Here is a 20,634-nt window from a genome sequence, read left to right as displayed (position 1 = left end):
CGATCATACGAAATCAGTGCAGGTTTCTCTCTACCGGCTCTCGGTAAATTCATTTAGAAAAAAATATAAGCTAGAAGATTTCACTTCAGCTTCCCCTTTACTCCTGTGGCTTTTGAAAATTAGGAAAAAAGGGTAAACGCGCTAATCCTCTAGCTACTGTAGTAATCATTTCTGTTTGGTCATCATACAATAGCCTCGCTAGGGGAAATTTTTCATTCATCCAAGCTGATAAATAAGGCCATAAGGCTAAAGTGGTGCCGCCGGATGTGATCACTTGTCCCACATCCTCAAAAGAAAGATGGTTTTGAGAAAGCAAACTTTGAATTTGTTGCTCAAGATATCCTAAAAAAGGACCAATAACAATTTTTTCGAGATCGTGGCGTTGGAGAGTCCAAGGTTGATGGCCCAATTGAGAAGTAAAAGACACCTGTTGCTGTAGAATCAATTTCGCTAATTTAGCCGCTTCTAGAAAAGAAACACCGAGGGGACTAGCTTGTAAGCATTGCTTTAATTGCTCTCGTTTTTCCAGGTCCGGCATACCCGCACTCGGAACCATCTCCGCTATTCTAGGAAAAGAGGGATTCAGTTGAGAAAGCCACTGAGGATAAATTAACTGACAAAAGATATCTTGATCGAGAGCATTACCCCCATAAGGAATAGTTGAAAGCCGAAAATGCTCAGGCGATAAAGTTTCAATCTGGTGAGGGATATTCACTAAAGCTAAATCAGTGGTAGTGGCACCGGCATTAATCACAAGGGTTGTACTGGGCCATAAAGATAATAGATTTGTACTGGTTAAAGGTAAATGAGCTAAAAAAGTAGCGATCGCTTCTTCGAGAAAAAAGATCGGTTGATCCTCTTTGAGTAAATCAGCCGTTTTCACTGCCCATTTTAATTGAGAACGGTAGGGTTCTCCCCAACCATTAGGAATACTAAAAATTATCCCCTGTAAGTCGCTTAAAGCAGACTCTAGCTCAGAGGCGGATAACTGTTCGCTCATCACCGCCAGGGTTGCCGATACATCCATCTCGGTAGCTTTTAAGGTAGAAAATAAGCTGACTAAAATAAGGGCAAGGTCTTGAGATAAAGCCTCTGTTTGATTCAATAAAGATTTAAGATTATCTAACTGCATCGCTGTGCTTTGCTCAATTGAGGAGTAGGCCGTTGTGGGTAGACGAAAACTCGAGCATTCACCGGTTGACCAATATAAAGAATACTCTTGTATCAGATTTTCTTCGCCAGCTTGGCGGTTAAGCTTTGACAAAACCGCAGTTAAGGCGCTACTGCCAACCTCAACCCCTAAATACCAACCTTGGAGGCGAACAAAGTCCTCTTGGGTGGTGAGTTCTCTGGGGGGACAAACGGTTTCTGAAGTGGTGGTGAGCGGCTGTTGTTCAAGGAGCGTTGTTGAAGGAATTAAATCCGTCAATAAACGAATCGAGTCAATGGGAACTGAAGAAGCGGCTTGTGGTACACCAAGCTCATCCGTAGGAGAAGGAGAAAGACTAGCCTTTTCGAGTTGTTCACTGAGACGATTGATATAGGCCAGTAACTTCACCTCTCCTTGTTGTCCTAAACCGTGCATTCTCTCCAAACCCTGAGATAAAGACTGACTATAACCTTGTAAATCTTGCTCGAGGGTTTCAAATATCGTGCGGAAAGTGGTATCAAGTTCGCTTAAAAGTTGGTCTGAATGTTGTTGTAACTGGATTAACTGTTCTGCAATTTCTGAAGGATGAATCCAAGCAGAAGACTCTATCCTTAATTGTTGAGCGATGGTTTCTTGAGTTTGATAAATTTGCTGTTCCAATACATCTTGAGAGCGTTTCATCAGCAATTGCATAAAATTAGCAGTCATCTGCTGATACTGAAGTTGTAGACTTTGAAGGTCTTGTACTAAAGATTGTCTTTGCTGACGAAGGGCCTCTAATTCTGCCCCAAGAGAATCAAACCAAAGGCCCAATTGAGAATTCAGTTGAGCAATGACTGTAGAGGTGATTTGTTCAACCCATTGTTCTGCCGTTGAAGACAATTCTAGGGAACTTTCTGCTTGTGTTAAGGGTTGAGAGTCTAAACTCAGCAAATAAACCCGTATTTTCTGCAATAATTGCCGGGTTTGCTCTCGTTCAGCCCAAGTATCTGAGGTAGACCAAGATAGACGAGAGCTAGACTGAGATAGAAGGCGATCAAGATCAGCAATGAGGGATTGAAGATGTGAAGCAGTCACGAGTTTACCTTTTCCAGATAGGCGACAATATATTAATTAACTTAAGAAAAAGCTCTCACAAGCGTGTAATTTTTGATAGGGTTAGCATAGCAGATAGATTAATAATCTGCTTATAGCTTATGGACGAGAAAAAAGAACATTACGATCACAGGACTGATAGAGAGAAATTGCTGAACACGATTTCTTTATTTGAGGGATTATCTGAAGAGAGTTTGGACTTGATCAGCACCCATGCTGTCACTCGTACTCATCCAGCTAATCGCGTTATCCTACTGGAAAATGACTGGGGCGGTTCTGTTTACTTTATCCTTGATGGTTGGGTGAAAATCCGGACTTATAATATAGATGGTAAAGAGGTAACACTCAATATTGTTGGCAAAGGAGAAGTGGTTGGGGAAATGGCGGCTTTGGAAGAAGCACCCCGTTCTACGGATGTGATTACTTTAACACCAACGATGATCAGTAGTATTCCTGCCCAAGATTTTGTTAAGTTTCTCATGGCAGAACCTCTAGCCGGCATACGTTTATCCCAACTGATGGCCAAACGTCTGCGTCAACTTAACCGCCGACTTCGCTTACGAGAAGCTGATAGTTTATCTAGAGTCGCTGATACTCTGATTTTTCTGGCGGAAGGACAAGGAAAAAAAGCTCAAAAGGGTATTGAAATTCCTAATTTACCTCATCGAGAATTGAGTAGTATTAGTGGGTTAGCTCGGGAAACCGTCACTCGTTCTCTAACTAAACTCGAAAAGAAAGGTCTAATTCAACGGACTGCTGATACCGTTTGTATTCTCGATCTGTCATCTTTAGAACGGGTTATTACTTAATGAGGAATAATTAACGCCTAGATTAAACTACCACATTACTATATTGATAAGCTTGATGAATAATTTTTCTGATGATTTAAATCCCTCTCAAAAAGACAAAAACCAACAAAATTTGTCGAATGAGATTGATACTTTAGCTGATGAATCCAACTGGGTTGACGATGAAATTGAAACGTCAGAAAGACCGGTTTCTAACTCTTCTAAGACGAATTTTTCGCAAAAAAATTCTTTACGAGTTAGCCCGACTTTAGTCACGGTAGAAACAGCTTTTTTGGCAAGTACGGCAAGTTTAATCTGGCTGATTAATTATTATTTTCCTCTTGGGCCTGTTTTAAGAATCTTTTTTGCCCTTCCCATTGCTCTTGTTTATTTACGTTGGGGACAACGGGCTTCTTGGATGGCGGCTATTGTCTCAGGATTGCTTTTATCGGTACTGATGGGACCCACTCGCAGTATCGTTTTTTTTATCCCCTATGGAGTGATGGGGGTGCAATTGGGGGCTTGCTGGAGACGGGGGGCTTCTTGGTATTTGTCGATGTTGTTGGGGACTATTATTGGTGTATTTGGCTTGTTTTTTCGCATCTGGTTATTTTCAATTTTGTTAGGAGAAGATTTATGGCTCTATGCCATTACTCAAGTGACAGGATTTCTTGACTGGGCATTTATGAAACTAGGATTACTCGCTCAACCAGATATTTTGCTAGTTCAATTGTTAGCAGTCATTGCAATTATTTTTAATAATTTCCTCTATCTATTTGCGGTTCATTTGGTGGCTTTGCTGGTTTTAGATCGATTAGGAAATCCTATTCCTCGCCCTCCTTCTTGGGTACAAGTGATTTTGGATTATGAGTAAACTAATTTATAAGCTCCGTCGACGATGCAATTCAAAACATCTTAGTCAATGATTTCTATTTATACTCAGCCCCAAAGAGGACAAGCTTGGTTACAACGGTATCAAGAATGTTTGCCGATTTTTGCTTGCATTTTAGGCTTTACGAATACGGGTTTAATTCCGGGAATTTCAGCCGCCGGCGCAACCCCAGAAGACCGAAAATATACTGCCCTCGCCGATGCCGAATTTCTCATTAACGGCCCAAAACCTGAGCCTAAATATCCTTTACCCCCTCTGAGTGTGGGGGTTTCTCCAGTTTATATCTCTCGTGCAGTCATCAAAGCGTTTAATATACCTATTTATCTATTTAATGCCGGTTTGCTGGCTCCTCCTTCTGTGCCTTTTATTGATTTAGAGGGTACAGCCGCTAATTGTCTGACATCAGGTCATGCTTTACCCTTAGTAACGGTTGATCATCTTTACCAACAAGGCTTACATTGGGGAGAAAAATTAGCCGCTAAAGCGACAGGAAGTTATTTACTTATTAGCGAATGTGTGGTAGGTGGAACCACTACTGCTCTAGCCCTTTTAACGGGTTTAGGCTTTAAGGCTATGGGTAAGGTTAATAGTAGTCATCCCCAATGTAACCATGCACAAAAATGGTCGGTTGTAGCAACAGGATTAGCCAAAGCGGGCTTTTTACCGGTTTGTGGACCCGTTGATCCTTTTGCCTTGGTGGCGGCGGTGGGCGATCCGATGCAAATTGTCGCCGCCGGTATGGCCATTGCAGCAAGTCGTACTGTCGGGGTAATGCTTGCCGGGGGAACTCAAATGTTAGCGGTTTATGCTTTGATGCGTTCTATTATTGATCGATCACGAGAAGCGGCTAATTTAAAACAAGTGGTGGTGGGAACTACTCGCTGGGTAGCCGAAGATAAGAGCGCCGATACCATAGGATTAGCTCAAATGCTGCAAGATGTCCCTCTCTTAGCCACTCAATTAAGTTTTGCTGACTCTTGTTATCCTCAGTTACGGGTGTATGAACAGGGATTTGTCAAAGAAGGAGTGGGAGCCGGCGGATCAGCCATTGCGGCTCATCTCTATCAAGGTTGCACTCAGGAACAATTATTGCTGACTATTGAGGCTTTAATTGCTCAATCTTTAGTTAGGTAATCAGTTATGAATTTCAATTGAAAATCTTAAATTTTTGTAGAGACGTTGCCTAGAACATCTCTACTTTTAATGGTGTACCTCATGGACTTGAGAATTGCTATAGTAATCCCACTAAATGCAGTGGACCATGACCAGTAATTAACTCAATCATCAGAGCAATAAAGCCAAGCATAGCCAAACGGCCATTCCACACTTCTGCGGCTGAGGTCATGCCCCATTCCCAACGCTCTTGAGGATACATTTTCATATTCTTTTTAGGGTGAGTAATTTGCTCAAAGGTACAAGGATTTTCTTGTAGGGATTGAACGACTAACTGGGCTAAAGAATCAATGAAAATCGGATGAGTATTTAAGGCAGGTACTCGATGAAAATCTTCTATGCCTGCCTCTTCTGCTACTTCGCGATACTCAATATCTATTTCTTGTAAAGTTTCAATATGTTCAGAAACAAAGCTAATCGGAATTACTAAAATTTCTTTAACTCCTTGTTCTCCTAACTCTTTTAAGGCATCTTCTGTATAAGGTTTGAGCCATTCCACCGGACCGACGCGGCTTTGATAGGCTAGAGTATAAGGGTTAGGTCGATTTAGGGTTTTCATGATCAGGCGGGTGCATTCCTCAATTTCTTTTTGATAAGGATCGCCTGCTTCATCAACATAGCTTTGAGGGACACCATGTGCGCTAAAAAAGATTTCCACTTGATCAGGATTAGCAATTTCTGTCAATTCCTGATGGATCAGATCGGCCATCGCCTGTAAATATCCTAGACTATTATACCAAGATGGAATTAGGGTATATTCAATCTGGGAAAGACTGGGGTCTTGTTTCCACATTTCTTCTAACACCCGAAAACTCGAGCCGCTAGTGCTAATGGAAAATTGAGGGTAAAGAGGCAAAATGACTAATTTTGTGATCTGATCCCGTTTAATGCGGGCAATGGCTTCTTCAGTAAAAGGATGCCAATATCGCATTCCGATATAGATTTGAGCCGGTTGGCCGATTTCTTCTAAGCGTTTTTCTAAAGCTTCTGCCTGAGCTTCTGTTATCTTTCTTAAGGGAGAGCCGCCCCCGATTTGCTGGTAGTTTTCCTGGGATTTTTTGGCTCTTAAACTTGAAATTAACCAAGCTAGAGGCTTTTGCAGCCAAGGAACAGGCAAACGGATGATTTCTGGATCAGAAAACAGGTTAAATAAGAAAGGACGAACATCCTCGATCCGATCTGGCCCACCTAAATTTAATAATAGAACCCCAACGCGACCCATAGTATTTAATAGATGACTACAATTTTCATATTCTTTACCAAGTTTAACAATATTAGGTGTGTTTCTGGTAACCCCAATTACAGAACACCCATTATTTAATTTCGCGGAGGTTAACAATTGATAACGATTTTAAGGACTGGGAGCTATCAATATCTCCGGCTAGATAATTTTCTCTCTCGTGCGTGCTGTGCTTAGGGTGGCCCGAGAAAGACGATTTCGTCAGCTTATCGTGACAGACATCGACCTCAATGGGCAAGTGTATCGCATTTTAAAACCGCAGGAAATTTTTGCTGTCATTGATTTCCCTCAAGGTATCAATAGCTTATTCTGGCGTAGACTTGCTATATTTTTAGGGTTGTTGGAAACTTCCACCGCTTGACAACTGCTAAAAACAAGAAAAGCGGTGAGCGAGGGTTAGCCAGCCCGTTTTAACGGCTGGCAGTGGAGCGAACGAGGGGGATTTATCCCCCCGTATCCACTTCTCGCAACAATCTTTTTATGACCGAGGAGTAACTACAACCCCATTTTTGCGCTAATAACTCTAACACTCTTCGCTCATATTCGTCTAAGTAAACGGGCAATGGTTTTTTTTTCGGCATCACACTACAATAATATTGTATTGATATTGCTATAATAGCATGGGAGGGAAAAAAATATGTACGGATGCCAACAAGTATTAATTCACCCGTCCGAAGAAGTTAAGGCGATTTTGGAGTTTATTTGCTCACAAGCCAATAAATTAGCGAATTGCGCTATTTATTACTGTCGGCAAATACTCTTTAAGACAAGTCGCTATGTCGGAAAGTATGAAATTGACGAAGCCCTAAAAAGCAATGTTAATTTTAAGGCGATGCGTTCTGCTTGCGCCCAACAACTATTGCATGATGTCGTTGAGTCATTCACTTCTTATCGTCGGTTACTCGCACTATGGAAGAAAGGAGAGTTAGCTGATAAGCCAAGAGTTCCTAATTACCGCAAGAAAGGAGGAATGGCAGTTGTAGCTTGCCCTAGCAGATGGATTAAATTAATTGAAAATAATCAACTAAAAATTCCTCTTGGCAACCAAGTAAAAGCTTGGTTTGGGATTGATCATTTTCTTTTGCCCATGCCCACCAATCTTAACTATAAAGACATCAAGGAATTTAGAATTGTCCCTCGCAATGGTTGTTTTTACTTAGAGTGTGTTTATCGGCAAAAAGAACTTGTTGAAATGTCGCCAAACCCTAATGTGCTAGGCATTGATCACGGGGTTGACAACCTTTTAACTTGCACTTCTAGTACGGGAAAGTCTTTTATTATTGACGGCAAAAAAGTTAAATCCCAAAACCAGTGGTACAACAAGCGCATTAGCAAAATCCAAACAGGCAAACCTCAAGACTATTGGGATGATGAATTAGCCTTGTTAACGGAAAAGCGCAACCGTCAGATGCGAGACAATGTTAATAAATCTGCGAGATTTATTATTAATTGGTGTCTCCGCAATAATATATCTACCATTGTTTTTGGTTGGAATAAGAGGCAAAAAGACTCTATTAATATAGGGAGAAAGAATAACCAAGAGTTCGTTCAGATTCCTATGGCTAAGCTGAAAAGCAGAATCGCCCAATTGTGCGAACCATATGGGATTCGGTTCGTCGAGACAGAAGAAAGTTACACCTCAAAAAGCTCTTTTTTAGACAATGATTTGCTACCTACTGTCGGTGAAAAACCTGACGGGTGGCAATCATCAGGTAAAAGAGTCAATAGAGGTTTGTATCGCACTTCTAATGGGAAATTAATAAATTGCGACGCTCAAGCTGCTGCTAATATTATTCGTAAAGTAATCACACAGCTAGAGGTTTCTTTAGCCAAGGTGACTAGGGGAGTTTTGAGTCTCCCGCAACGGTATCGATTGGATAGACTATCTAAATCATATCGTAAGCAAGCTTCGTGGTGGCTTCAGCCCGACGAAGCTTTCCGCTTAGAATCCTCGCCGTTTTAACGCGAGGAGAACTCAATGATTTAGTCACTGTAATGAACTCGGTTGGGTTTAGCGAGTGTAAATAATTGCTCTTTGCCGGTGGCAGTTGGCAAGTGCTTCAAGCCCAAAAATAACAGCTTAATCACAATCCCCAAATATTACTTTACTACTGTTTATGACTAGAGCGAAGATTTTACAACCGGATTTAATTTTAGGAGACACCATCATTCATTTGAGTCCCGATATTCTCCTTTCTCATGACATCAAGGGGTTAATCCTCGATGTGGATGAAACGCTGGTTCCTCTGCGAGAGTCTTCAGTTTCTGAGGATTTAAAAGATTGGGTAGAGCAAATCCGAAAAGTGGCTGTGATCTGGTTAGTGAGCAATAATATCAGTGAAAACCGTATTGGTCGTATCGGTCAGACGCTCAGTGTTCCTTACCTTTTTGGAGCCGGTAAACCCTCTCGACGTAAATTACGCCAAGCTATTCAGGCAATGGATTTACCGGTTGCTCAAGTGGCAATGGTTGGGGACCGTCTTTTTACTGATGTCCTCGCGGGAAATCGACTAGGAATGTTTACTATCTTAGTCGAACCTATGGTAGATTCGGCTATGGCAGCCCGCTACTATCCGATTCGGAATTTTGAGGTTTGGTTTTCCCAAAAATTGGGCATTTCCTTAGCTCCTCATGCAACAAAAGTTCACAAAACTTAATTAGCCATTACAAAACTAAACATAAAGAAATGATTAAAAATGACAAGGATGAGTCAAAAATGGGGAATTCTATATACAGATAGTAATGGGGTCAGCCGATATAAAGACCCCAAATATAAATAATTGGCAATACTCTAGGACGTTGGCAACGGAAAAGTCTACAATATCCTGATGCCAGCGTTCTTTAACAGGAATAGTTTCTAGTCATTAGTCATCAGGATAACAGTTAATAATCAAAAAAATCAATAATCCCAGATCCACAGCTAATAACTAATGACTAATAACTAATAACTAATAACTAATAACTAATGACTAATAACTAATGACTAATAACTAATGACTAATGACCAACAAGAAAACTGTAGTTATTAAAATTGGCACTTCAACGCTAACGAAACCGGACACAGGACAGTTAGCCCTATCAACCATTGCCGAATTAGTAGAAACCTTAACTAGCTTAAAACAAGCCGGATATCAAATCGTTTTAGTGTCTTCGGGTGCGGTGGGAGTCGGTTGTGGACGCTTAAACCGCAAAGAACGCCCGAAAGATATCGCCATGAAACAGGCCATAGCCGCCGTAGGACAGGGGCGGCTGATTCGGGTATATGATGATTTATTTAATACATTAGGGCAGCCCATCGCCCAAATTTTACTCACTCGGCGAGAGTTAATTGATCGTCGATGTTATGTCAATGCTTATAATACTTTTGCTGCCTTATTTGAATTAGGGGTTATTCCTATCGTCAATGAGAATGACACAGTAGCCGTTGAAGAGTTAAATTTTGGCGATAATGATACCCTTTCTGCCTTAGTGGCTAATTTAATTGACGCAGACTGGTTATTTCTCTTAACTGATGTAGATCAATTATATTCGGCTGATCCGCGTTTGGTTCCGGATGCTCAACCGATTAATCTAGTTAATCATGAAGATTTCCCTCATTTACAAGTAGATGCGGGGGGGCAAGGTTCCAGATGGGGTACTGGAGGGATGGCTACCAAATTAGCGGCGGCTCGCATTGCCACCAGTGCGGGAGTGAGAATGGTGATCACCAGTGGTACACAGCCGAAAAATATTGTCAAAATTTTGGCGGGGGAATCCATAGGGACTCAATTTATCCCTCAACCTCGTATTGAAAACGCTCGTAAACGTTGGATCGCTTACGGGTTACTGCCGATGGGAAAATTATTTCTCGATGCCGGGGCAGTTAAAGCCATTTGTCAGGGGGGTAAATCCCTTTTACCCGCCGGCATTACTCAGGTTGAAGGAGAGTTTCTCGATTCTGAGGCGGTTTTGTTATGCGATCAACAAGGAAAAGAAATTGCCAGAGGATTAGTTAATTACAGTAGTGCAGAAATTGAAAAGATCAAAGGTTATCACTCTGATAAAATTCCTTTGCTTTTGGGATATGTGGGAGAAGAAACGGTAATTCATCGGGATAATTTGGTGATTTATCAAAAAGGGGAATAGGAAAAGGGAAAAAACGCTCTGACTAATGAGCGCAAACCCTACTAATCACTATTGACTATTGAATTAATTGAAAAAAATTATCATCTAACTCATAACCAAAAATCTGCGCCATTGATTTAAGGCGATAGAGTGCTGGCATATTTTGTTTGTTTAACCAATCATGAAGAATAAAAATTTTGTGCATCACAAAAATTTCTAGGGCTTCTGGATTATATTGAATGCCTTCTGTGCGGCTGAATTGATGGGGCACTAACATAGCGGTATAACGGGCTAATTCGCCGCTTTTCCAAGCCAATAAAAAGGGAATCCAAGGATAAACGGAATCCAACCGCACAAACCACAATCTTATTGCGGGAATTTCCGAAAGTTCTCGAGGATCAGCCGCCTCTCGGGGATAATTAATTTCAAAACTCAGTTGTTGCTCTTGGGAAGCAATGGTTCCCTCTTGTAAAAGTTTTTCTACTACTGTTGTCACTGGAGACAAATCTAATTTTTCTAAGCAGTCTTGAGTTAATTCAATAGTAATCATTAGCGATTGGTTATTAGTTGGTGAACAATGGTCAAGATAAATGATCTATTTGATGCCTCTGGGAGAGTAATTGTTCTTGAGTTTCTCTCCTTTCCCGATGAGACGAGCAATTTTTTCGGATAATTCAAGAAGGTAAAGGGAATTTTAGCTTTTTTGATTATATAGCGTTTCTCAAACCAATGAGGTACACCTCAATTTTATTTTTTATTACCTGTTCCCCGTTCCCTGTTCCCTGTTCCCTGTTCCCTGTTCCCTGTTCCCTAAAATCGAAAAACTATGTACCTCACTAAAATGAGAAATGCTATATAACAATCGGTTTCTTTAACCAAGACTCAATCAAACTGCCACCATTCACAGGAGAGTTTTAATTGTTTATACTGATAAGAAATCTACCTATCTCTTAAAAAAGAGAAATTAGTAATTAAATCTTTGTTGAAAAACCAGGAAGATTAATAATGACTAGCGTAATTTCAACCCAAGCGGCTGCTAAACTCCCCGACGGGCCAAAAATCCCTGCGATCATACAAACAATTCTAGCCTTAATGGATCAGTTTGGATCGCTAGAGAGAAACTATCAAAAGTATGGAGACATTTTTTATACTCCTAAATCGTCCTTATTTCCTGCTTTTGTCGCTTTGAGTGACCCCAAAGCCGTTGAAAAAGTTTTAACCGCTAATCCTCGCCTGTTTGAGGTGGGAAAACAAAGCTCTTTGGCAGTCAGGGTTTTATTAGGAGATAATTCTTTAGTTTTGCTCGATGGAATCGAACACCAAAAACGACGTAAACTGTTAATGCCTCCTTTTCATGGAGAGAGGATGAAAAGTTACGGTCAGACCATTGTTGATGTGACTAAAGAAGTGATGGCACAATGGCAAGAAGGTAAATCTTTTTCTATTCGTGATTACACTCAACAAATTTCTCTGCGAGTCATCTTACGAACGGTTTTTGGTTTAGATGAGGGGGAAAGATATGCACGATTAGAAAAAATTTTGACTGCTTGGCTTAATATATTTAACTCTCCTTTTAATGCTTTTTTCCTATTTTTTCCGGTATTACAAAAAGATTTTGGTGCTTGGACTCCTTGGGGACAGTTTGTTGAGCAAAAGCGGCTCATTCACGAAATTTTGCAGAGTGAAATTGAGCGCAGAAGACATAATCCTGACTCTCTTGGGGAAGATATTTTGAGTCTATTGCTGAGTGTAGAGGACGAAGAAGGTCAACCCATGAGTGATACAGAAATCAAAGACGAGTTAATGACAATGCTGTTTGCGGGTCACGAAACTACGGCTAATACTTTAGCTTGGGCTTTTTATTGGATTCATTATCGTCCAGAAATTTATCAAAAACTTTTAGCGGAATTAAACTCTTTAGATGAAAATGCCGATTTCAACGCTATTAATAAACTGCCCTATCTTAATGCGGTTGTGTCTGAAACTTTAAGACTTTATCCGGTTGTGCCTTTCTTGAGTCGTCAATTAAAAGAACCTTTTGAAATTATGGGTTATCAATTTGAAGCAGGAACGGCTCTTTTGCCTTGTATTTATTTAATTCATCAGCGAGAAGATATCTATCCTCAACCTAAACAATTTAAACCCGAACGCTTTTTAGAAAAACAATTTTCCCCTTATGAATATTTACCTTTTGGGGGTGGTCATCGTCGCTGTTTAGGCTATGCTTTTGCTCTGTTTGAGATGAAATTGGTATTAGCTACCGTTTTATCACAGGTTCATCTAGAATTGCCTTTTCAGCGTCCTCCTAAAGCTATCCGTCGAGGCATTACTTTTGCTCCTTCGGGCGGCCTGAAAATGCGACTTAAAAAACAGGTGTAATTTGAACTTCTAAACTCTGTTTAACGGTAATTAGACTCCCTTCTGCAATTTTGTGCCAATTTCCTTCAAATAAAGGCTCAGAAGCAATAATAACCCCATCGGGGTAAAGGGGGTCATCCCTTAACCAGTATAAGGTAGAAGTGGGGGCACGATTGGAGTATCGAGAGGCGACTAACTGCTGTCCGTCACTGAGGATAATGTTAGCCGAAAAATAAACACTATGGGTTTTAGCTAAAGCTGTCAGAGTAGCAAGGGTGTTTCTTAAGGCTGTTTCTAAAGAAATTTCTGGATTTTTCTCTAACTCATTCACCACTAAAGCAAAAATATGTTCAGAATCTGTACTGCCTAAAATTAATTGATAAGCTGTATCTTCTAATGTATATCGAATTGGGCGATAGAGAGAGGAGCGAAAATTATGAATAAAGCCATTATGGATAAATACAAGGTTTTTGTAAGTAAATGGTTGACAGTTACTATAATCTACCGCTAGAGGGGGGGTAGCACTTCGAACATAGGCTAATGTACATTTTGTTTCAACGTATCGACTCAGATGAGCTAGATTATTATCGTTCCAAATCGGTAAAAGATTTTTATAGATGTAGGGCTGGGCTTCTTTTTCGGGATGATACCAACCCAGGCCAAAACCGTCTGCATTCAGTAATCCTGTGACCATCTCCCGAGGTTTGTAACTCTGTACCACTAGAGAATGTTCTGGTTTATACAAAAGTTGATCGAGGGAAATGGTTGAGCCAAAATAGCCTACTAGACGGCACATATTATCTGATAAACGGTTATTTGTATGTCGGTTGATTTCCCTATTTGCTTAGGGATTTAGCTCAGCAAATCGCTGAGTTTAACCTAATTAGTTTAGGGTGGGTATTCAACATAAATTTATACTTATTTTGAATGTACCCGATCTTTACCGTTAAGGTAGTACGCTACAATACAAAAATTGATAAACATTGTTAAATAAAGCCTAAAAATATGATTTTCAGTTCGGTGTTTCTAATGAGAAACCCATCCAAATAACAACTTTAGATGGGGACTCGCTTTGATGAAATTGTCTTGACGGGGAGTTGATGAGGACCAAGATTAAACGAATTGTTAGAAAAGTTCATTAAGTTATTTAACAATTCCCAAAACCGGTGCCACTTCAGAGTCTAAATTTTGAGGCCATAAAAAGTTTTTAGCATAAATGTTGGGATTAACGGAGGCGATTTCTGTGTAGGATTGGCGTAGTTCAGCATTGACCGCTACCGTTTTCACATCATACATCTGTGTCGCCAGCTTAGGATAAAAACCGATGCCGATAATCAACAGCAGAAAGCAAGCCGCGATAAAGACTTCCCGAGGTTTAGCATCACTAAATTTAGCATTAACCGGTAGAACGCAGTTAGTTCCAAAGCAAACGGGTTGATCATTACCCAAGCTATCCCAACTATCTTCGCTCAAAACGCAAGTGGGTGCAGCATCAGAGCCATAAAATAGTTTTCTGAGCATCGAGAGCAGATAGACGGGTGTCAGAATCAATCCTACGGCGGCGAGAATCAGAGTCACACATCGGAAAGTAGAACTGTAAACATCACTACTGGTTAAACCGACAAAGACCGATAATTCACTGGCAAAACCACTCATTCCAGGGAGTGCTAAAGAAGCCATAGAAGCGGCGGTAAATAAAGCGAATACTTTCGGCATTACCCGACCAATATCACCCATATTATCTAAAGATAGGGTATGAGTGCGATCGTAAGTCACACCTGCCAAGAAGAACAACACCGCAGCAATTAAACCATGAGAAATCATCTGTAACATCGCGCCGCTAATTCCCAAGTCGGTAAAGGAAGCAATTCCTAGCAGCACAAAACCCATGTGAGAAACAGACGAATAGGCTAAGCGGCGTTTCATATTCGACTGAGCAAACGAATTAAAGCCACCGTAAATAATATTCACTACTCCTAAAATCACCAGCACCGGAGCAAAATAAACATGAGCATCAGAGAAGATTTCTAAATTTAGACGAATCAATCCGTAGCCGCCCATCTTGAGCAGTACACCAGCCAGAATCATAGATACAGGGGCACTTGCCTCACCGTGAGCATCAGGTAACCAAGTATGTAAAGGAAAAACAGCCAACTTTGTGCCAAAAGCAATTAATAAACCCGCATATAATACTAATTCTAGAGACAGAGGATAATCCTTCATCCCCAGAGCAACAATATCAAAAGTCATTTGCTCACCGCCGTAGAGAGCCATTCCCAAAGCGGCTACCAAGATAAACACAGAAGCGGCTGCGGTATAGAGTAAGAATTTCGTTGCCGCATAGCGACGCTTTTGTCCTCCCCAAATATTCACCAGCAGGTAAACCGGAATCAGTTCCAGTTCCCACATAATAAATAGCAGTAACAAATCTTGGGCCACAAATACGCCTATCTGAGCGGAATACAGCACAAGAATTAAGAAATAGAACAGACGCGGCTTAAGATTAACTTGCCAGGCAGCCAAAATAGAAAGAGTGGTCACCAGTCCAGCTAACAGCACTAGGGGCATGGACAGCCCATCTACAGAAACAGACCAGTTTAGCCCAATTTGAGGCATCCAGGCATAACTTTCTACTAATTGAAAACTAGAATTACTGAGATCATAATGATTCCAAAAAACGTAGCACATTAAAACAAAATCGGCGATTCCTACTGCCAGGGCATATAAGCGGACGCTCTTGCCTTCTTTATCGGGCAATAGGGGAATGAACAAAGAAGCGACGAGCGGCAACAGCACGATCGTACTTAGCCAAGGGAATTGATCTAGTATCATAAGCAAGGTAAAAATACTTATCTTTAGGATGTCGTTATTTTACTAAATTATGTAAACTTTTGTTCATTAATCTTTACAATACCGATCCCCATAGTTTTATCTATGGATAAAAATCTATTTATGGTAACCATTGTATAGACAAAGATAGATGATTAATTATCTAAAAGGCAAAACCATCCAAATCCACAAAACTGCAACTAACCGCCTTCAATTGATCTTGGAAGTCAATCAAATTGGCTATGAGATTCAAATACCCTCTCGTCTTGCCCGAAAATTAACCCTAGACGACGATCAAACCATTCAAATATTCACTCATCTACAAATTCGGGAAGATCAACAGATTTTATATGGATTTGCCACTAGCGAAGAAAGAGACTTATTTCGCCAGTTAATTAGTGTGAGTGGAGTAGGGGCGCAATCAGCGATCGCTCTTATTGATACCCTAGGATTAGAAGAATTAGTGCGAGCCATCATGAGTAATAATGGGCGGACTTTGGCGAAAAGCCCAGGAATTGGCCCAAAGACGGCTGAACGGATTCTTCTAGAGTTAAAAACAAAAGTATCCCAATGGCAGCCACAGGGCTTAAAGACTTCTGTTAGCGCCGGTCTTCCCCGCAAAGAAATTTTAGAAGAAGTAGAGATGACCCTTTTAGCATTGGGTTATAGCGATGAAGAAATTACAGGAGCGATTTCTGCCATCAGTCAAGATAACCAACTGCTGAAAAATTCCAACATAGAAGAATGGCTCAAAAGTGCGATCACACTGCTGAGTCAGTAAACAAAGGAAACGACCAATGACCAATGACCAATGACAACTATGAACTTTTCTAACGCTTCAGCACAAATTCAGGGTAGGATTACCCCTCCTTGCTTAAAATGTATTCTTAAGTTTTCTTAGAATTTAGTAAACCGGAGAACTCAAATAAGATGGCTGAATACCCACAGGTTGTTCAACCTTATAATGACAATCCTTTCGAAGGACACCTAGCAACTCCTATTTCCGCCTCTGGCTTTACCAAAGCCTTTATTGGTAATCTACCCGCCTATCGTCGTGGGTTGTCTCCCATTCTGCGAGGCTTAGAAATTGGGATGGCTCATGGTTACTGGATCATTGGTCCTTGGGTAGTCCTTGGCCCTTTACGGGACTCAGAATTTGCAAATCTAGGAGGTTTAATCTCTGGTTTAGCACTGATTCTGATTGCAACTGCTTGTCTAGCTAGTTATGGTTTAGTCTCTTTCCAAAACGAAGCTAAAGAAGGTGAAACTCGCCTGTTACCTCCAAGCAACCCCTTCCACACGGCCGAAAGCTGGAGTCAGTTTACCGCCGGTTTCTTTCTTGGAGGAATGGGAGGCGCTTTTGTGGCTTACTTCCTTCTAGAAAATTTGGGTGTTGTTGATGGTATTATGCGTGGACTCTTTAATAATTAGTCCCTGCATCAATAAATAGCAATTTTTGTTTTTTTTCTCTCAATTTATTGCTCAAAAGGAGATTTTGACATGACAGGTACTTATGCCGCGTCTTATTTACCTTGGATTTTAATTCCCGTCATCACCTGGTTATTCCCGGCGGTGGTTATGGGGCTATTGTTTTTCTACATTGAAAGTGATGCCTAATTAATACTGTCGTCTAGAAACAACAGTAAAAAATAGGGTACTAATACTCCACTCCCTTAAAAGTGGAGTATTTTTTTTAAAAAAGCCATTAGTTATCTTTTTTGAGAAAAAGAGAGTTAAAACTAAGAACAAGAGCGGTTTTTGGTTTTTTTAAAAAGTTTCAAAAATATGTTACTTTTGAGCGGCTAAATGGGAACTCTATCAGTAGAGATGTAACTCAGGACTATTAAGATACTTAAAACTGCTCAGATTTGGAAAGGAGAAAGACAATTATGATTACTAGCCAACTCGAACTAGAACGCTGTCTTTGTAAAAATAATCATGCCACTTACAATGTCTTTGATGCCCTACGTTATAATGCTTACTGCAAAAAACCTGAAGAATTGTGGCAACAAATACAATTAGAATACGCTTTTATGCTTGAGCAAGTTAATTTTTATTTCCTGACTAGCGAACTGACGACTGATAAAGATGGGATTAATTTGGTTCTAGAACTAGCCAGAAGAATACAATTTGACTAAGTAAGTATTGTTTATGGATACTACTAAAAACCCATTAGAAAAGAACTAGGATGTGTTAAATCAACGCATCCTACCCTTTATTAACTGAGAATTTCTTCTAACTGATGTTGTTTCCACAAACTTTGATATAATCCGGGCTGATCAATCAATTCAGCATGAGTACCCATTTGTAAAATTTGTCCTCTATCCATCACGAAAATTCGATCAGTGGTTGCGGCAGCCGATAATTGATGAGAAATAAAAATCACTGTCTTACCGCGTTCTGAGGACAAATAATTTAAAATTAAAGTAGCCGTTTGATTATCTACACTACTTAAAGCATCATCTAAAATTAACACCGGAGCATCCACCAATAAAGCCCTAGCTAAAGCAGTACGTTGACGCTGACCACCCGATAAAGTAATTCCTCTTTCTCCCACTAAGGTATCATATTGCTGAGGAAAATTGAGAATCTCCGGATGAATTTGGACTTGTTTAGCCACATATTCTACCTCGGGTTGTTCTTTGAAGGGATCGCCATAACGGATATTATTTCTTACCGTACTACTAAAAAGAAAACTATCTTGAGGAACATAGGCGATGGCCCCTCGAAGGTCCTCTAAACGCAGTTGAGTAATATCATAACCATCTAAAAATAATTGTCCCTCTTGAATATCTAATAAACGAGGAATGGCATTAGCTAGAGTTGACTTTCCAGAACCTATAGGCCCCACAATGGCTACAGTTTCTCCAGGATAAATGGTAAAATTGACATTTTTCAGCGCCGGTGTAGCACTTCCGGCATAAGTATAGGATAGATTTTTCGCCGTGATTTTTCCTTTGACTTCTTCTCGAGGCAGAACAATACTGTTAGGATGGTCTTTAATGTTGGGAGTAACTTGAAAAATCGCATCAACCCGATCAATACTCACTTCTCCCCGTTGATAAGCACTAATGGTAAATCCTAACAAAGCTGTGGGAAAAACCAGACGCTCGACTAAAATAATTAAAGCCAAAAAATCCCCGATAGTAATTGCTCCCGACGAGATCATTTTGGGGCCAAATATTAACAAAATTAACAACCCCACAGTAGATAATCCTTCTACCAGGGGAAACAAAAGAGTTCGAGTTCGGGCTAATTTAAGATTAGCGTTTAATAAACGATAGTTTTTAAATTTAAAAGCAAGGCGCTCATTTTCCTCTTGAGCATAAATTTTAATTAAAGCCATGCCGCTCACATCTTCTTGGATCAACTCACTGAGATCAGAGAGTTTTTCTTGTACCTCTTGCTGTTGATCTCGTAGCTGCTTACTAAATAGCTGTACCGTAATTAACATCAGAGGATAAACCCCGATCGCCATTAAACTTAAAGGAATATTAATGGCGAACATGGCCGGTAAAGTCAAAACATAGGCAAAAATAGTATTAATGATACTTAATACAGCAAAACCCACCAGACGGCGAATATTCTCGACATCACTGGTAGCGCGGTTAATTAAATCCCCTGATGTGTGAGTAGCAAAGTAAGATGGTTCAAGGAGCAATAAATGTTGAAAAATTTTTTGTTTCAGGTCAAATTCTATTTGACGACCTATGCCAAACAGCCAGATCCGGGATAACATACGGCTAACCCACATCAACGAGGAAAGAACCAAAATTAAGACGACGTAGTACCAAACTTTACCAAAATTAAAGGCTTTTTGTAAGTCGTCTATGCTATCCCGGATCAAGAGGGGAATATATACACCCAAGGCGTTGACAATTAATAAAGCGACCACACCAGCTAAAACCATTCGCCAGTGAGGAAGCAGATAACCCCATAATTTTTTGAGTCGTCGGTTGACCATTATTTATAAACAAAGCACATCACCCTCGGATCATAACTGATGAATCATGATGACACCAACTTACAACCCCCCATTTCCTATAGTATCCCCATTGCCCCAGAAGGCTTTAAGTCGGGTTTTGTGGCCATTATTGGTCGTCCTAATGTGGGTAAGTCAACATTAATGAATCAATTAGTCGGACAAAAAGTTGCCATTACCTCTCCGGTGGCGCAAACCACCCGTAACCGTTTACAGGGTATTCTGACTACTGATCAAGCTCAAATTATTTTCGTTGATACCCCAGGAATTCACAAGCCGCATCATGAACTCGGCAAAGTCTTGGTGAAAAACGCTCAAATTGCGATTAATGCCGTAGATTTAGTTTTATTGGTAGTGGATAGTTCCATCGAAGCCGGCGGCGGGGATCGCTATATCATCGAATTGGTAGAAGATACGCGAACTCCGGTCATTTTAGGCTTAAATAAGTCAGATCAGCAACCGGCTAATTATGAACCGCTTGACGAGAGTTATACTCGCTTGTCCCAACTCCACCATTGGCCGATGGTTAAATTTTCAGCCCTTCAAGGGACTGGAACCGAACAGTTACAAAACTTATTAATTGAGCATTTAGAACCGGGGCCTTATTATTACCCTCCGGATTTAGTTACTGATCAGCCTGAACGGTTTATTATGGGAGAGTTAATCCGAGAGCAAATTCTTTTATTGACTCGCCAAGAAGTTCCTCACTCAGTAGCGGTGGTGGTGGAAAATGTTGAAGAAACCCCGAAACTGACTCGCGTTTTCGCGGCAATTAATGTGGAGCGCAATTCTCAAAAAGGGATTATTATCGGAAAAAATGGCAGTATGCTTAAGGCGATCGGATCAGCCGCTCGTGAAGCCATTCAAAAGTTAATTGATGGAGAGGTTTATCTCAATCTATTTGTGAAAGTTGAACCAAAATGGCGGCAATCTCGTCAACTTTTAGCTGAGTTTGGCTATCGGGTAGAAGAAAGTTGATCCAAACTAGGGCAAAATGACCAATGACCAATGACTAATGACTAA

At 40.5% G+C, this 20,634-nt stretch carries 19 protein-coding genes; 13 read left to right on the top strand and 6 right to left on the bottom strand.

Annotation, left to right across the window (positions count from 1 at the left end):
• Positions 1–97: 97 nt before the first annotated feature.
• Positions 98–2,227, bottom strand: coding sequence for an Hsp70 family protein (locus tag CYAN7822_RS17880; RefSeq protein WP_013323662.1), 2,130 nt, complete (start codon positions 2,225–2,227; stop codon positions 98–100).
• 119 nt (positions 2,228–2,346) lie between these two features.
• Between CYAN7822_RS17880 and CYAN7822_RS17875 the strand changes: the two genes are divergently transcribed.
• The 3 genes from CYAN7822_RS17875 to cobT are packed head-to-tail and all read left to right on the top strand — an operon-like array spanning position 2,347 to position 5,059.
• Entirely contained in the window at positions 2,347–3,054 is a 708-nt protein-coding gene (locus CYAN7822_RS17875; RefSeq protein WP_013323661.1) for a Crp/Fnr family transcriptional regulator, read from the top strand.
• A 55-nt stretch (positions 3,055–3,109) separates the two neighbouring features.
• The gene (locus CYAN7822_RS17870; protein ID WP_013323660.1) at positions 3,110–3,907 is read left to right on the top strand and encodes a DUF2232 domain-containing protein; all 798 of its coding nucleotides are present in this window, start codon (positions 3,110–3,112) and stop codon (positions 3,905–3,907) included.
• A gap of 48 nt (positions 3,908–3,955) precedes the next feature.
• Positions 3,956–5,059: a nicotinate mononucleotide-dependent phosphoribosyltransferase CobT gene (gene cobT, locus CYAN7822_RS17865; RefSeq protein WP_013323659.1), complete on the top strand. Its 1,104-nt coding sequence runs from the start codon at positions 3,956–3,958 to the stop codon at positions 5,057–5,059.
• A gap of 97 nt (positions 5,060–5,156) precedes the next feature.
• Here cobT and hemH read toward each other — a convergent pair whose 3' ends face one another.
• On the bottom strand, positions 5,157–6,320 hold the full coding sequence (gene hemH / locus CYAN7822_RS17860) for a ferrochelatase (protein ID WP_013323658.1): 1,164 nt from the start codon (positions 6,318–6,320) through the stop codon (positions 5,157–5,159).
• A gap of 178 nt (positions 6,321–6,498) precedes the next feature.
• On the opposite strand from hemH, the gene CYAN7822_RS17855 reads away from it, so the two are divergent.
• The 4 genes from CYAN7822_RS17855 to proB all read left to right on the top strand — a co-directional run bounded on the left by CYAN7822_RS17855 (position 6,499) and on the right by proB (position 10,463).
• Positions 6,499–6,699: a hypothetical protein gene (locus CYAN7822_RS17855; RefSeq protein WP_157871824.1), complete on the top strand. Its 201-nt coding sequence runs from the start codon at positions 6,499–6,501 to the stop codon at positions 6,697–6,699.
• A gap of 276 nt (positions 6,700–6,975) precedes the next feature.
• Complete coding sequence (locus tag CYAN7822_RS17850; protein WP_013323657.1) at positions 6,976–8,301, top strand: RNA-guided endonuclease InsQ/TnpB family protein; 1,326 nt, start codon at positions 6,976–6,978, stop codon at positions 8,299–8,301.
• Positions 8,302–8,455: 154 nt separating this feature from the next.
• Positions 8,456–8,995, top strand: a complete 540-nt coding sequence (locus tag CYAN7822_RS17845; RefSeq protein ID WP_013323656.1) for a YqeG family HAD IIIA-type phosphatase — start codon at positions 8,456–8,458, stop codon at positions 8,993–8,995.
• A 343-nt stretch (positions 8,996–9,338) separates the two neighbouring features.
• Entirely contained in the window at positions 9,339–10,463 is a 1,125-nt protein-coding gene (proB, locus tag CYAN7822_RS17840) for a glutamate 5-kinase (protein ID WP_013323655.1), read from the top strand.
• A gap of 55 nt (positions 10,464–10,518) precedes the next feature.
• Here the strand turns inward: proB and CYAN7822_RS17835 are convergent, their stop codons facing one another.
• Positions 10,519–10,992 (bottom strand): CRR6 family NdhI maturation factor, encoded by a 474-nt coding sequence (locus CYAN7822_RS17835; protein WP_013323654.1) that lies wholly within the window; start codon positions 10,990–10,992, stop codon positions 10,519–10,521.
• A gap of 455 nt (positions 10,993–11,447) precedes the next feature.
• On the opposite strand from CYAN7822_RS17835, the gene CYAN7822_RS17830 reads away from it, so the two are divergent.
• On the top strand, positions 11,448–12,821 hold the full coding sequence (locus tag CYAN7822_RS17830; protein WP_013323653.1) for a cytochrome P450: 1,374 nt from the start codon (positions 11,448–11,450) through the stop codon (positions 12,819–12,821).
• On the opposite strand, the gene egtC is transcribed toward CYAN7822_RS17830, so the two are convergent.
• Complete coding sequence (gene egtC, locus CYAN7822_RS17825) at positions 12,805–13,596, bottom strand: ergothioneine biosynthesis protein EgtC (RefSeq protein WP_013323652.1); 792 nt, start codon at positions 13,594–13,596, stop codon at positions 12,805–12,807. The two genes, CYAN7822_RS17830 and egtC, sit on opposite strands and share 17 nt — an antisense overlap.
• Positions 13,597–13,943: 347 nt before the next feature.
• A complete protein-coding gene (locus CYAN7822_RS17820; protein ID WP_013323651.1) occupies positions 13,944–15,632 on the bottom strand; it encodes an NAD(P)H-quinone oxidoreductase subunit 4 in 1,689 nt (562 codons plus the stop codon).
• Between the two features lie 148 nt (positions 15,633–15,780).
• Between CYAN7822_RS17820 and ruvA the strand changes: the two genes are divergently transcribed.
• From ruvA to CYAN7822_RS17800, 4 genes are all read left to right on the top strand, one after another.
• Positions 15,781–16,410 carry a Holliday junction branch migration protein RuvA gene (ruvA, locus tag CYAN7822_RS17815; protein ID WP_013323650.1) on the top strand — a complete coding sequence of 210 codons (630 nt, stop codon included), beginning with the start codon at positions 15,781–15,783 and terminating at the stop codon, positions 16,408–16,410.
• A gap of 149 nt (positions 16,411–16,559) precedes the next feature.
• A complete protein-coding gene (locus tag CYAN7822_RS17810; RefSeq protein WP_013323649.1) occupies positions 16,560–17,060 on the top strand; it encodes a photosystem I reaction center protein subunit XI in 501 nt (166 codons plus the stop codon).
• Between the two features lie 69 nt (positions 17,061–17,129).
• On the top strand, positions 17,130–17,246 hold the full coding sequence (locus CYAN7822_RS17805) for a photosystem I reaction center subunit VIII (RefSeq protein WP_013323648.1): 117 nt from the start codon (positions 17,130–17,132) through the stop codon (positions 17,244–17,246).
• Between the two features lie 272 nt (positions 17,247–17,518).
• Positions 17,519–17,767: a hypothetical protein gene (locus CYAN7822_RS17800; RefSeq protein ID WP_013323647.1), complete on the top strand. Its 249-nt coding sequence runs from the start codon at positions 17,519–17,521 to the stop codon at positions 17,765–17,767.
• Positions 17,768–17,847: 80 nt separating this feature from the next.
• Here CYAN7822_RS17800 and CYAN7822_RS17795 read toward each other — a convergent pair whose 3' ends face one another.
• Positions 17,848–19,593 carry an ABC transporter ATP-binding protein gene (locus CYAN7822_RS17795; protein ID WP_013323646.1) on the bottom strand — a complete coding sequence of 582 codons (1,746 nt, stop codon included), beginning with the start codon at positions 19,591–19,593 and terminating at the stop codon, positions 17,848–17,850.
• Between the two features lie 39 nt (positions 19,594–19,632).
• Between CYAN7822_RS17795 and era the strand changes: the two genes are divergently transcribed.
• Positions 19,633–20,589 carry a GTPase Era gene (gene era, locus CYAN7822_RS17790; RefSeq protein WP_013323645.1) on the top strand — a complete coding sequence of 319 codons (957 nt, stop codon included), beginning with the start codon at positions 19,633–19,635 and terminating at the stop codon, positions 20,587–20,589.
• The last annotated feature ends 45 nt before the right edge of the window (positions 20,590–20,634 follow it).

Source organism: Gloeothece verrucosa PCC 7822 (genome assembly GCF_000147335.1).
In the GTDB taxonomy this organism is placed as follows: Bacteria; Cyanobacteriota; Cyanobacteriia; order Cyanobacteriales; family Microcystaceae; genus Gloeothece; species Gloeothece verrucosa.
Note: the sequence above shows the minus strand (reverse complement) of the source record. Positions and strands in the feature narration are given on the sequence as shown.

Bases quoted from the DNA above. Each gene is read 5' to 3' on its own strand.
- CYAN7822_RS17875 (WP_013323661.1), top strand. From the start codon at position 2,347: ATGGACGAGAAAAAAGAACATTACGATCACAGGACTGATAGAGAGAAA.
- CYAN7822_RS17870 (WP_013323660.1), top strand. From the start codon at position 3,110: ATGAATAATTTTTCTGATGATTTAAATCCCTCTCAAAAAGACAAAAAC.
- cobT (WP_013323659.1), top strand. From the start codon at position 3,956: ATGATTTCTATTTATACTCAGCCCCAAAGAGGACAAGCTTGGTTACAA.
- hemH (WP_013323658.1), bottom strand. From the start codon at position 6,320: ATGGGTCGCGTTGGGGTTCTATTATTAAATTTAGGTGGGCCAGATCGG.
- CYAN7822_RS17850 (WP_013323657.1), top strand. From the start codon at position 6,976: ATGTACGGATGCCAACAAGTATTAATTCACCCGTCCGAAGAAGTTAAG.
- CYAN7822_RS17845 (WP_013323656.1), top strand. From the start codon at position 8,456: ATGACTAGAGCGAAGATTTTACAACCGGATTTAATTTTAGGAGACACC.
- proB (WP_013323655.1), top strand. From the start codon at position 9,339: ATGACCAACAAGAAAACTGTAGTTATTAAAATTGGCACTTCAACGCTA.
- CYAN7822_RS17835 (WP_013323654.1), bottom strand. From the start codon at position 10,992: ATGATTACTATTGAATTAACTCAAGACTGCTTAGAAAAATTAGATTTG.
- CYAN7822_RS17830 (WP_013323653.1), top strand. From the start codon at position 11,448: ATGACTAGCGTAATTTCAACCCAAGCGGCTGCTAAACTCCCCGACGGG.
- egtC (WP_013323652.1), bottom strand. From the start codon at position 13,596: ATGTGCCGTCTAGTAGGCTATTTTGGCTCAACCATTTCCCTCGATCAA.
- CYAN7822_RS17820 (WP_013323651.1), bottom strand. From the start codon at position 15,632: ATGATACTAGATCAATTCCCTTGGCTAAGTACGATCGTGCTGTTGCCG.
- ruvA (WP_013323650.1), top strand. From the start codon at position 15,781: ATGATTAATTATCTAAAAGGCAAAACCATCCAAATCCACAAAACTGCA.
- CYAN7822_RS17810 (WP_013323649.1), top strand. From the start codon at position 16,560: ATGGCTGAATACCCACAGGTTGTTCAACCTTATAATGACAATCCTTTC.
- CYAN7822_RS17805 (WP_013323648.1), top strand. From the start codon at position 17,130: ATGACAGGTACTTATGCCGCGTCTTATTTACCTTGGATTTTAATTCCC.
- CYAN7822_RS17800 (WP_013323647.1), top strand. From the start codon at position 17,519: ATGATTACTAGCCAACTCGAACTAGAACGCTGTCTTTGTAAAAATAAT.
- CYAN7822_RS17795 (WP_013323646.1), bottom strand. From the start codon at position 19,593: ATGGTCAACCGACGACTCAAAAAATTATGGGGTTATCTGCTTCCTCAC.
- era (WP_013323645.1), top strand. From the start codon at position 19,633: ATGAATCATGATGACACCAACTTACAACCCCCCATTTCCTATAGTATC.